The organism is Arthrobacter sp. FW306-1B-G06A, from assembly GCF_058781765.1.
This window is the reverse complement of record NZ_JBYSXB010000006.1, coordinates 55040-66729: the sequence shown is the minus strand read 5'-3', so window position 1 is coordinate 66729 and position 11690 is coordinate 55040. Positions and strand designations below refer to the sequence as shown.

Below are 11690 nucleotides of genomic sequence, written 5' to 3'. Positions count from 1 at the left end.
ATTGCCTCCTTCATCGCTTGCGGCTCTTGGGGTCAAGGGCGTCACGCAGCGCGTCGCCAAGCATGATGAAGCTCAGGACCGTGATGGACAGTGCGGTTGCGGGGAACATCAGCACCTCGGGGTTGGTGCGCAACGTGTCCTTCGCCGCGGAAATGTCGTTACCCCAGGACATGATGCTGCCGGGCAGGCCAATGCCAAGGAAGGACAGCGTTGCTTCCGTCACGATGAAGACGCCAAGCTCCATGGTGGCCAGGACGATGATCGGCGCGAGCGCGTTCGGAACGACGTGCCGGACCAGCGTGCCGATCTTGGAGACACCGAGCGAGCGTGCGGCCGTGACGAAATCCGCGTTGCGGACTTCGATCACGGCCCCACGGGTGATGCGGGCCATTTGGGGCCAGCCGAGCATCACGATGACCATGACCACCGTGAACACGCTCTTGTTCTCGCGGAAGAAGGGGAGCTGGGTAACTACCAGCGCGCCAAGGACCAAGGGCAACGCGAAGAAGATGTCGCCGATGCGGGCAATGATGGTGTCAACCCAGCCGCCGAAGAAGCCGGCCAGTGCACCGAGGGTGACCCCGATGATCAGGACGAAAATGACGGAGACGACGCCGACAGTCAAGGATGCCTGGGTGCCGTGGATGACGCGGGAGTAGATGTCGCAGCCCTGGAAGGTGAATCCCAGGGGGTGGCCGGCCGAGGGGCCCGCGAGGGAGTCGCCCAGCTGGCAGTTGTCGTTCGGGGCAGTCTGCGTGAAGAGGCCCGGGAAGAACGCGACTACGAGGAGCAGCAGGATCATGAGCGCCGAGATGATGAAGAGCGGCCGACGGCGGAGCTTCCGCCAGGCATCCGCCCACAGGCTCAGGGGTGCTGCGTCGACCTTGAGGGTATCGGTCGCCAGCAGCGGTGTCTCGTCGATAGGGGCAACATAGTGCTCGATCTGACGGTTACTTTTCATAACGGATCTACTTTTCATAGCGAATCCTGGGGTCAAGCCAGGCGTAAAGGAGGTCCACCAACAGGTTGGCGGCAACGAAGACCAGTACCAGCACGCTCACAATGGCGACGACTGTGGGGCCTTCGCTGCGGATCACGGCTTGGTAGAGCTTCTGGCCGACGCCGGGCACGTTGAAAATGCCTTCGGTGACGATCGCGCCGCCCATCAAGCCACCCAGGTTCGCGCCCAGGTAGGTGACCACGGGAATCATGGAGTTTCGCAGGATGTGGGCCAGGACCACGCGGGGGCGGGACAGGCCTTTTGCGGTTGCCGTGCGGACGTAGTCGGCGTTCATGTTTTCAATGACCGAGGCGCGGGTCAGGCGCAGCACGTAGGCAAAGGACACGAGGCCAAGGACGGTGGCCGGAAGGATCAGGGTGCCCCAATCCGCGTTGGATCCAACGGTCGGCTTGGCCCAGCCAAGCTGTACGCCAACGACGAGCTGAAGCACGAAGCCCAGGACGAACGTCGGGACGGCAATGACCACGAGGGACGCGACAAGCACGGTGGAGTCGAAGATCTTTCCCTTGCGCAAGCCTGCAATCAAGCCGAAGGCCACACCGAAGACAGCCTGGATGGCAAGGGCCTCGACGGCGAGCATGGCGGTGACCGGGAAAACGCGGCCGAGGGTGGCGGCGATTGGCTGGCCGGTGAAGTCCACCCCGAGGTTGAACGTGAAGAGGTTCTTGAGGAACAGTCCGTACTGGACCCAGAACGGCTGGTCGAGGTTGTATTGCTGGCGCAGCGCGGCAATGACGGACTCGCTGGGCGGTCGGTCGCCGAACAGGGCGCGGATGGGGTCGCCCGGGAGGGCAAAGACCATGAAGTACACGAGCAGGGTGGTTCCCAGGAACACGGGAATGACCTGCAGCAAACGCCGGAGGATGTACTGGGTCACAGCAACGGTTCCTGGGCGCTCTTGAAAATGTGGGGATTCATTTGGGACAGCTTTCGTGCCGAATCAAGGCATGGGGGCCCGGTTTGTGGCCGGACCCCCATACGCTAACGAGCTTGGAACAAGTCCAGTAGGACTACTTTGCGGTGATGTTGTAGTACAGCAGGACGCCGTTCCAGCCGGAGTCAACGTTGCTGACGTTCTGGCTCCATACAGCCTGGCGTGCCTGGTACCACAGGGGCAGGTTCGGGAGGTCCTTGAAGAGGATTTCCTGAGCCTGGGTGAACTTCTTGTTGGCGTCGTCCGTGGACTTGGAAGCCAGGCCCTCGGTCAGCAGCTTGTCGAACTCAGGGTTGCTGTAGCCCTCGTAGTTGGCGCTGGCTCCGGTCTTCAGCAGCGGGCCGAGGAAGTTGAACAGCGACGGGTAGTCTGCCTGCCATCCGGCGCGGGTGAAGCCCGGGAGGGTCTTGGCCGTGCGGAGGTTCAGGATCTCGGCGAACTTGGCGAACGGCTGGCCTTCTGCCTTGATGCCGAGGTTGTTCTTCAGGTTGTTGGCAACGGCGTCAATCCATTCCTTGTTGCCACCATCGGTGTTGTACGCGAGCTGCAGAACCTTGTCGGCGGGCCACGGGCTCATGGCGTTTGCCTTTGCCCAGAGGTCCTTGGCCTTCGCGGCGTCGAACTTCAGAACGTCAGAGCCTGTCACGTTGGCGTTGTAGCCATCGATGGACGGCGACGTGAAGTCCTTCGCAGGGATGCGGGTGCCGTTGAAGACGACCTTGGTGATCTCATCGCGGTTGATCGCCATGGAGATGGCCTGGCGGCGCAGCTGGCCGGCGGGTCCCTGGAACTCAGGCAGGTAGTTCGGGATGTTCAGGGTTGCGTTGCCCGCGTAAGCCTTGTTGAGGCTGTGGTCCGGGAAGTCCGTTGTGTAGGTCTTCAGGGCGTTCGTGGGCAGGACGTCGGTTACGTCAAGGTTGTTGGCCTGGACGTCGGTGTAAGCCGGAGCCGGGTCGGTGTAGAACTTGAAGGTCACGCCGCCGTTCTTGGCCATGCGCGTGCCCTGGTAGTCCGGGTTCTTGACGAGGGCGATCTGGCTGTCGTGCTGCCAGGCACCCTTGGCGGCCATCTTGTACGGGCCATTGCCGATCGGGTTTTCGCCGAAGGCCTTCGGGTCCTTGAGGGCGTCGGCCGGAAGCGGCATGAAGGCGGAGTAGCCGAGGCGCTGCGGCCAGTCGGCCTCCGGCTGGGCCAGCTTGACCGTGATGGTCGAGTCGTCCTTCAGCACCAGGCCGGACATCGTCTGGGCGGTCGGTGCGGGAGTCGACGTTGACTTTCCGTCCGCGCCCTTGGTCTTCGTGACGGCGCTGACTGCGTCGTAGCCTTCGATGGATTCGAAGAAGCTGCTGCTGGACTGGGCGTTGGTGCTCAGTGCGGCGAAGTTCCAAGCATCAACGAAGCTCTTGGCGGTGACTGCCTCGCCGTTGGTGAACTTGGCGCCCTTCTTGACCTTGATGGTGTAGTTCTGGCCGTCGCTCGTGTCAATGGATTCCGCGAGTGCGTTCACGGACTTGCCATTGGCGTCGTAGCTGGTCAGGCCTTCGAACAGGAGGTCGACAACGCGGCCGCCGTACACCTCGTTGGTGTTGGAAGGGATGAGGGGGTGCTGGGGTTCATTGCTGTATGCGGTGATGATTTTGTTCGGATCGCCGGCAGCGGTCGGGCCGCTGCTTCCGGAGCCAGCGCTGCCGCATCCGGTGAGGGCAAGCGCGGCGACTGCGAGCAAGCCAAGAGCTTTGGAAGTGCGCGAAAAACGCATTCCGCCTCCTATGGATTCAGGGGGATGGGTCGGGGCAACTCATAGCTGCCCCCGGGGCCAGGCACAGAATTATCCTGTGACGCGGCCTACATGGATGTGTAATCCTAACCACAGCTTGTCCGAAATATGGAATCCCATTGGCATGAACAACGAAGTGTGCACTTGACAGTTTTAGTAATGAAGCAGTCATTTCAAGTAAATGAAGCAGTCATTTCACGCAATGGGATTTTCCTTGCTACACTCGACATGCCTGACCCCTGGTTTCCCCCGGAAAACCAGGGTTTTTCGGGCATCCCGTACGGAGTGCAACCGGCCTGGCCGACGCGTCAACAAGCACCAAAAAAGAGCCCCCGCCGCCCATGGCGACGGAGACTCTTTCGGTTGCGACCATCAGTTCGTGCCGCCGCGAGCGCCTTCGGGTTGCTACTCGATGCCGGCCGCCATGAGTTGGGCGCGCAGTTCGCGACGCTCACGCTGCTTCTCGGGGTCCGGCAGCGGCACCGCGGCCAGCAGCCTCTGCGTGTACGGCTCCTGCGGATTGCGAAGGATCTGCTCGCGGGTGCCCTGCTCCACGATCCTGCCCCGCTGCATCACGCAGATCCGGTCCGCGAGCACGTCAACCACGGCAAGGTCGTGCGTCACGAACAGGCACGCGAATCCCAGCTCCCTCTGCAGGTTCTGGAAAAGTTCCAGGACCTTCGCCTGCACCGAGACGTCCAGCGCCGATGTCGGTTCATCCGCGACCATCAGCTTGGGCTGCAGGGAGAGCGCCCGGGCAATGCCGACGCGCTGCTTCTGGCCGCCTGACAATTCATGTGGATAGCGGTTGCGGTACCCGCGCGGCAGTTCCACCTGGTCCAGGAGGGTCTCAATCCGTTTCTGCAGATCGACGCCCTTCGCGACCCCGGCGAGGTACATCGGTTCGCCGATGCTTTCGCCGATGGGCAGCCGCGGATTCAACGACGACGACGGATCCTGGAACACCATGCCGATGTCGCGGCGCACTTCGTGCAGTTGCTTTCCATTCCGCTTTGCGGCGGAAATGTCCTGCCCCACCACGCGCATGCTGCCCTCGGCTACGGGCAAGAGCCCGACGGCGGCGCGTCCAATGGTCGTCTTGCCCGATCCGGACTCCCCCACAAGGCCTACAACCTGGCCGGGGTAGATCACGAGGTTGGCTCCCTCGACAGCTCGGAACGCGGGGACCCGGCCCTGCTTGGGGTACTCGATGGCGACGTCGACCAGCTCAAGTACGGGCTCACCCTTGGGCTTGGCTGCTTCTTCGGCCGCCGCCTTCAAAGCGGCCTGGTTCTCAAGTTCCCGGCGGACCAGCTCATCGTGATCGACCGATTCCAGCTCGGAGTGGGTTGCGGCAGCCAACGCCGCGGTGACGTCAACGTCGGCGCTGTCAGCACCCTGTCCCAGGTGGGGAACAGCGGCTAGAAGAGCTTGTGTGTATCCGTGCTGCGGGTTGCTGAAGATCTGTTGCGCAGTGCCGCTCTCCACGATGACGCCCTGGCGCATCACGGCAATTCGATCGGCGAGGTCGGCCACAACGCCCATGTCGTGCGTGATCAGGACGATGGCGCTGTCCAGCTTGTTGCGCAGGTTGCGCATCAGGTCCAGGATTTCAGCCTGGACAGTCACATCCAAGGCAGTGGTGGGTTCGTCTGCGATCAGGAGCTTGGGATCACAGGACAATGATTGCGCGATCATGGCTCGCTGCCGCTGGCCGCCGGAGAGCTGGTGCGGATACGACTTGAAGGCCTTCTCCGGGTCCGGCAGCTCCACCAGCTCGAGCATGCGCAAGGCCCGCTGCTTGGCTTCATCGGGCGAGATCGAGTTGTGCAGCCGGATCGTCTCCACTATTTGCGTACCCACGGTGTACACAGGGTTGAGCGCGGTCATGGGCTCCTGGAAGATGACCGCGACATCCTTGCCGCGGACTTCACGGATGTTGCCTGATTTCTCACCCAGCAGCTCCTTGCCCGAGAGCTTGACGCTCCCCCGGACACGGCTGTTGCTGGGCAACAAGCCAAGCAATGCCATGGAACTTGCACTCTTGCCGGACCCGGACTCACCGACGATCGCGAGGACCTCGCCGGCCCTGACCTCGTAGTTCAGTCCGATGGCGGCAGGGACCCATTTCTTATCCACACCGAAGTCGACGCTGAGATCGCGTACTTCCAGGACCATGGCCCCGCGCGCGCTCTTATCCGACTCGGTCTCGAGGTGGGTGGCCTCCGGTTCGGGGCTGGCGTTGTCAGTCATGTTGGGTCTTCCCTTCCGACCGGGCCACCCTCCAAGGGGTGATTAGTGAAGTAGCCCGGAATCCTGAATTATTAGGGGCATGAGCAGAGCGCCGTATGCCGGAAATGTCGAAATCTTCAAGGCCCGCACCAGCAAGATTTTTGCTTGGATCTGCTGGGCAGTTGCCGTTTTCGGAGTGGTCGTTGCGCTCGTGGCAGCCGGACCGCGCTCCCTTCCCGGAACCGCTCCCCTGCTCTTCGTAGCGTTTCTTGGCTGGTTGCTCTTCTGGCGCCCGGTTGTGGTGGTCCGGGATTCCGGCGTCGCGCTGGAGAATCCCTTCCGGACCATCGATGTTCCCTGGGATGCCCTGGTGCAGGTTGATACCCGCTACGCCCTCACGCTGGTGACGCCCCGCAAGAAGTATCCGGCGTGGGCTGCTCCCGCGCCGGGAATCTGGGGCGGGCGCAATGCCCGCCCTGAGCATCTCAAAGGACTCCCGGGCACCACCTACGGCCCCAGCAGCTCGGTTCGCCCCGGAGATCTCAAGAACACCGATTCCGGCGCCGCAGCGATCCTGGTGCGCACCCGCTGGCAGGACCTCGTCGAGGCCGGACGCGTGGAACCCGGCCGGGCTGAAGACGCTTTGGTGACCGTTGCCATCGGATGGTTCCGGATAGCAGCCACGGTAGCCCTGGCCGCGGCCAGTTATTGGGCGGTCTTCCTGTAGGACGTTTCCCTGGGCGGGTAGCACTCAGCTGCCCTTCGAGGCGTCGGCAACCGGCGCCGTCGTGCTCGAGTGGCGCGTGGTTTCGACGGCGGTCTTGGCTTTGAACTTCTTCTGCCGGGGATCGAAGGCGTCCCGCAGGCCGTCTCCGATGAAGTTGATGCTAAGGCAGATGAGGATGATGAACAGGCCGGGGAACCAGAACAGCCACGGCCTCGTTGCGAAGGCTTCTTGGTTCTGGGCAACCAGCAGGCCGAGCGAGGTGTCGGGAGCCTTCACGCCGAGGCCCAGGTAGCTGAGTGCCGTCTCGAGCAGGATCGCCGCGGACATGGTCAGCGTCACGTTGACGATCAGCACACCGACGGCGTTGGGGAGGATGTGCTTGAAGATGATCCTTGCGTTGGACGCTCCGGAGATCCTGGCTGCGTCAACGAACTCCCGCTCGCGCAGGGTCAGGAACTCACCGCGGACCAGGCGGGCGAGGCCCACCCAGCTCACAAAGCCGAGGAAAATGCCAAGGATGACGACGCCGTTGTTGGCGGCAAATCCGGTCAGCCAGCTTCCCTCATCCCTGCGGTTGGCTATCTGGCCAACAACAGCCGCAAGGAGCAGCAACGGAATGATGATGATGACATCGGTCAGGCGCATGAGGATGGCTTCGACCCAGCCGCGGAAATAGCCGGCGAGTCCCCCGACGATTGCGCCGACGGCGCCCGCGATGGCGCCGATAAGGACCATGACCGTGATGGATTGTTGGGCACCGCGCATGGTCATGGCAAACAGATCGCGTCCAATACGGTCCTGGCCGAACGGGTGCTCTCCCCAGGCGAGCGGCCAAAACGACGACGTGGGGGCACCGTCGTTGACCAAGGGCGAAACGTCCACATGGTTGTACTTCCACCATCCGGGAATCCCGAATGCGCCCACCGAGGTGAAAGCAAGCAGGAAGATCACTGCAAAAACCGCGAGTCCGATTAGGGCGCCGGTGTGGCCGAAAAACCTCTTGCGGACAATCTGGCCTTGGCTCAGGCCGCTGGTGGCTTCGCTGCTTGCATGGGTGGCTGCAGCTTCGGCAAGCGCCTGTTGCGCGAGGAGTTCTTCCTCTTGGGTTGGCTGGCTCATGCTTTGATCCTTACGCGTGGGTCGAGCGCGGAGTACGCGAGGTCCGCTATCAGGTTGAAGACCATGGCGGTGATTGCAACACAAAGGAACACGCCCATCACGGGGTTCGGGTCAGTGTGCAGCAGTCCGTCGATGAACAGGAAACCCATGCCCCGAACGGAGAAGACCGTTTCCGTGATGACGGCGCCACCGATCAACGCACCGATGTCGAAAGCAACGATCGTTGCAATAGGGATCAGGGCGTTCCGGAAGGCGTGGCCCATGATCACGGAACGTTCGCTCAGACCCTTTGCCCGCGCAGTCCGGATGTAGTCCATGTTCATGATTTCGAGCATCGACGAGCGTGTGAACCGGGTGTAGCTGGCCAACGACACAAGGATGAGGGCAATCGTCGGCAAGACGAGGTGGGTCAAGGTGTCTGTCGACATGATCCAGAAATCGCCTTGGATGTTCGGGGTTCCTGCCCCGATCGTGGCGATGGGGCGCCCGCGCACCCGGCTGTTGTTGAAATAGGACGGCCAAGCCTGCATGAATTTGTCCACAACCACAAGGAACCCGACCAGGAAGGCGGTCAGCCCGGCGGCGCGCATGGACTGGCCCCGGTCGTAGCCGCCCATGAAGTACCCCACTGCCACGCCAACCAAGATAGTGGCGATGGCCAGGAGGAAGATCATCAGCCCGGTCGCGTCATTGAGCAGCGGCTGCACAGCAAAGTAGGCAACCACGCCAATGCCCACCACGATCAGGCTTGATTGCAGGGCCTTGCGGTTCTTGAGTCCGGAAACCAAAATCGTGATTCCGAAGGCGATTCCCACCCCCATGATGGCGATGATGACCGGCCCCAGGCCCGGATTGCGGAACCATTGAGTCAGCGAGAAGTAGAAGAGGATAAGCGAAACGGCCGCAAAGACCGAGCCACCAACGATCAGTCGGCGCTTCACCGCACCGCCGACGACGACGGCCCCGATGATGCCCAGGACGGCCCCGATTCCAAGAGCCACGACCGGCGGTATTTCCGGATTTCGCAGGAAGTCATTAAAGCCGATAGCACCGAACTCCTTGAGGAGAACGGCTACCCAGAAGATCGGCAAGGAGAAAAACAGGAAGGCCATGAAGGTTACGCCATAGTCCAACGCGCTGTACTGGCGCAGTGCCGTGACGATGCCGAGCGAAATGCCGATGAGGATCGCGAGAATTGTCGCACCGGTAACCAGCGTCAGGGTTTGGACCAGCGCGAAGCCGAGCGCTTCCGTAATTGGCTGCCCGGCGATGTTCTTCCCGAGATTGCAGGCGTTGCCTAAGGGAACCAGACACTGGGCGGCGCCGCCCAACCACTTGAAATAACGCAGCGGCGCTGGCGTGTCGAGATCAAGCAGATTGATTCGGGCATCCATCAATGCTTGCCGGTTCGGTGCGCTGCTGGTGCGAAGCTCTTCCAAAGGGTCCCCGGACAACGCCGTCAGGAGATACACCAGGAAAGATGCTCCGAGAAGAATGAATGCGGCGGTTACGAGCCGCCGGACGATATAGGTCAACATGGTGAAGAACCTCGAAATCCAGGCCCGGGGTCTCCGGCGCCTATCGCAGAATCGTGCCCCTTCCCTGCTTGAGGTCGTTGGGGAAGCAGACAATGTGCCGGTTCACCAACCCGAAGGCGCCGGGACCATGATACGTCGGTCCCGGCGCCTCGGCTGGCGATATTGCGCGCTAGTTAGGCCTTACTTCTGAGCCCACTCCCAGAAGTTCCACCAAACGCCAGTCTGGTTCGGCATGAGCTTCACGCCGGTGATGCGGTCGCTGTAAGCGTCCACGTTCACGGACTGGAAGAGCGGCACGCCGTATGCGGAGTCCCAGATCTTCTTGTCGATCTGCTTCTGCAGATCATCCTGCTTGCTGCGGTCGGTGGTGACCACGAGCTCTTCCATCAACTTGTCAGCGTCAGTGTTGCTGAACTGGTTGAAGTTGTTGCCACCAGCGGTCTTGAAGATCTGCGGAACGCCGGAGACACCGACGCCCGGGTTGATCCAGCCGAAGATGGTGGCATCGTAGCCGCCCTTGCCCAAGGCCTTGCCCCAGTCGGACTTGCCCAGGCCGCCGTCGACGATCTTGAAGCCAGCCTTGGTGGCGGATTCGCGGATCAGCGAGAAGGCGTCAACACGGTTGGGGTTGTCCTTGTTGTACATGATGCGGATTTCCGGAGTAGCGCCGTTCAGGAGCTTCTTGGCACCATCAATGTCCACGTCCTGGTAGGCCGAGGAGCCGTTGTTCTTGGCGGAGTCGGCGTAGGCAGCCTGCTGGGGAACGAAGATCTGCGAGTCCAGCGGCTTCGCGTTCGGGTCAAGCTTGCCGATGATCTTGCTGACGATGTCCTTGCGGGGCACCGTCTTCATGAAGGCGGTACGCACGTTTTGGTCAGCCAGCGGACCCGAGAAGTTCAGGTCCAAGTGGTCGAAGGCCAGCTGGTTGCCCTGATCGACAGTGACGCCCTGGCTGGAGAGTGCCTTCAACTGGTCGAGAGTGTCCGCGGAAGCCTGCGGGGCAATGATGTCCGCCTCGCCGTTCTTGAGGGCCTGCACCTGGGCCGGCGCCGAACCGATGTACCGGACGGTGATTTCGTCAAGGTTCGGAGTCGGTCCCCAGTTGTAGTCCTTGTTGCGGACCATGGTGAGGGACTGGTCCTGGTTCATGCTCTTGACGATGTAAGGGCCGTTCGAGAGGAACAGGGTCGGGTCAGCGGGAAGCGTCTTCGTGTCGAAGCCGGTGTTCCACATGTCCGACATTGCCTTCAGCTTCGCGTCGGCGGGAAGCGGTGCCTTGGAGTCTCCGCGCGGCTTGCTCTTGAAGAAGTCAATCAAGGCCTGGGTGTCCTTCAGGCCGGCCTTCTGCGCGAGGACGTGGGCAGGAACGTCAATGCCGGGACCACCAAGCACGATCTCCCAGTCAGCGAACGGCTTGGAGTACTTGAGCGTGAGGGTCTTGTTGTTGTTGCTGATTTCCGGGAAGTCCGTCAGGCTGAGGCCCGTGTTGTCACCCGCGTACGAGAAGTAGGACGTGCCCGTCTTTGCCTTGGCATCGGCGTCGTCGTAGTAACCGGAGAAGGCCGCCCACTGGAGGAGGAGGTCAGCTGCGGAGACCGGGGTGCCGTCAGACCACTTCACACCATCGTTGATGGTGTACTTGACGGTCAGCGGGTTGTCCGAGACCTTCTCCATCTTGCCGAACTTGTCGTTGTGAACGACGTTCAGCTTGTTGTCAATGTAGTAGAAGCCCGAGTGCGTTGCGTAGCTGACCTTGGAGTTGATGTCAGTATTGCCGTCGGCTGTGTTGGGGTTGAACGTGTTGAAAGCGTTGACCTCGACCACAGTGGCCGTGCCACCCGTCTTGGCTGCTCCGGTGGACGGGGTATTGCCACCGGAATTGCCGGCACAGGCGCTCAGTGCGATTGCGGCGATTGCCGCAATACCCACTGCTTTGGAAGTACGTCCGAAACGCATTCCGCCTCCTATTTTTTTGAGTGGAAAAAGCCGGCGCTGTTGACTCCGGCAGACTGCCACAACCCCCTCAGCAGGCTTGTGGCTCGTCTCACATGAGCAGTAGCCTAGCGCCCGGAACGGATCTTTGGGTCTAAAGTTTCCCGCCGGTAACGTTTGTTATCGAGATGCAATCATTCAAGGACGTCCTAGTGGTTCCGTGATCCACGCCAACATGACATAAGCCCAGATTCAGGGCGAACCGGGGCTTATGTCAGTTAATTCCCCATCACTGAGCCTTCCGGGCGGGGAGCGCTGGGAAGAGATCCCACAGGCCTCTGGCACGGTGGAGGGGGTATCCAGACCCCTCCTTGGGGTTTACGTTGAGGTCTATGGGCGAGAAATTCACT

The 11690-nt window shown here is 61.6% G+C and carries 8 protein-coding genes; 1 reads left to right on the top strand and 7 read right to left on the bottom strand.

Annotated features, from left to right (window positions below; all coding sequences use genetic code 11):
- Nucleotides 1-10: 10 nt before the first annotated feature.
- The 4 genes from AC3WJM_RS04745 to AC3WJM_RS04730 all read right to left on the bottom strand — a co-directional run bounded on the left by AC3WJM_RS04745 (nucleotide 11) and on the right by AC3WJM_RS04730 (nucleotide 5910).
- Nucleotides 11-961, bottom strand: a complete 951-nt coding sequence (locus AC3WJM_RS04745; protein WP_059387473.1) for an ABC transporter permease — start codon at nucleotides 959-961, stop codon at nucleotides 11-13.
- A 7-nt stretch (nucleotides 962-968) separates the two neighbouring features.
- Complete coding sequence (locus AC3WJM_RS04740) at nucleotides 969-1898, bottom strand: ABC transporter permease (protein WP_059387472.1); 930 nt, start codon at nucleotides 1896-1898, stop codon at nucleotides 969-971.
- A gap of 133 nt (nucleotides 1899-2031) precedes the next feature.
- Nucleotides 2032-3714 (bottom strand): peptide ABC transporter substrate-binding protein, encoded by a 1683-nt coding sequence (locus AC3WJM_RS04735; protein ID WP_284991415.1) that lies wholly within the window; start codon nucleotides 3712-3714, stop codon nucleotides 2032-2034.
- Between the two features lie 423 nt (nucleotides 3715-4137).
- The gene (locus tag AC3WJM_RS04730; RefSeq protein WP_370872178.1) at nucleotides 4138-5910 is read right to left on the bottom strand and encodes a dipeptide ABC transporter ATP-binding protein; all 1773 of its coding nucleotides are present in this window, start codon (nucleotides 5908-5910) and stop codon (nucleotides 4138-4140) included.
- Between the two features lie 154 nt (nucleotides 5911-6064).
- Between AC3WJM_RS04730 and AC3WJM_RS04725 the strand changes: the two genes are divergently transcribed.
- Complete coding sequence (locus tag AC3WJM_RS04725) at nucleotides 6065-6691, top strand: PH domain-containing protein (RefSeq protein ID WP_492271283.1); 627 nt, start codon at nucleotides 6065-6067, stop codon at nucleotides 6689-6691.
- A gap of 24 nt (nucleotides 6692-6715) precedes the next feature.
- On the opposite strand, the gene AC3WJM_RS04720 is transcribed toward AC3WJM_RS04725, so the two are convergent.
- The 3 genes from AC3WJM_RS04720 to AC3WJM_RS04710 form a co-directional block, all read right to left on the bottom strand.
- Nucleotides 6716-7810: an ABC transporter permease gene (locus AC3WJM_RS04720; protein WP_492271282.1), complete on the bottom strand. Its 1095-nt coding sequence runs from the start codon at nucleotides 7808-7810 to the stop codon at nucleotides 6716-6718.
- Complete coding sequence (locus tag AC3WJM_RS04715; protein ID WP_492271281.1) at nucleotides 7807-9348, bottom strand: ABC transporter permease; 1542 nt, start codon at nucleotides 9346-9348, stop codon at nucleotides 7807-7809. The genes AC3WJM_RS04720 and AC3WJM_RS04715 overlap by 4 nt, the downstream gene beginning before the upstream one ends.
- Before the next feature lie 180 nt (nucleotides 9349-9528).
- Complete coding sequence (locus AC3WJM_RS04710; RefSeq protein ID WP_236812072.1) at nucleotides 9529-11304, bottom strand: ABC transporter family substrate-binding protein; 1776 nt, start codon at nucleotides 11302-11304, stop codon at nucleotides 9529-9531.
- Nucleotides 11305-11690: the final 386 nt, after the last annotated feature.

Coding starts and splice junctions, on each gene's coding strand:
- AC3WJM_RS04725 (WP_492271283.1), top strand. CDS start 6,065: ATGAGCAGAGCGCCGTATGCCGGAAATGTCGAAATCTTCAAGGCCCGC.
- AC3WJM_RS04715 (WP_492271281.1), bottom strand. CDS start 9,348: ATGTTGACCTATATCGTCCGGCGGCTCGTAACCGCCGCATTCATTCTT.
- AC3WJM_RS04710 (WP_236812072.1), bottom strand. CDS start 11,304: ATGCGTTTCGGACGTACTTCCAAAGCAGTGGGTATTGCGGCAATCGCC.
- AC3WJM_RS04735 (WP_284991415.1), bottom strand. CDS start 3,714: ATGCGTTTTTCGCGCACTTCCAAAGCTCTTGGCTTGCTCGCAGTCGCC.
- AC3WJM_RS04745 (WP_059387473.1), bottom strand. CDS start 961: ATGAAAAGTAACCGTCAGATCGAGCACTATGTTGCCCCTATCGACGAG.
- AC3WJM_RS04720 (WP_492271282.1), bottom strand. CDS start 7,810: ATGAGCCAGCCAACCCAAGAGGAAGAACTCCTCGCGCAACAGGCGCTT.
- AC3WJM_RS04730 (WP_370872178.1), bottom strand. CDS start 5,910: ATGGTCCTGGAAGTACGCGATCTCAGCGTCGACTTCGGTGTGGATAAG.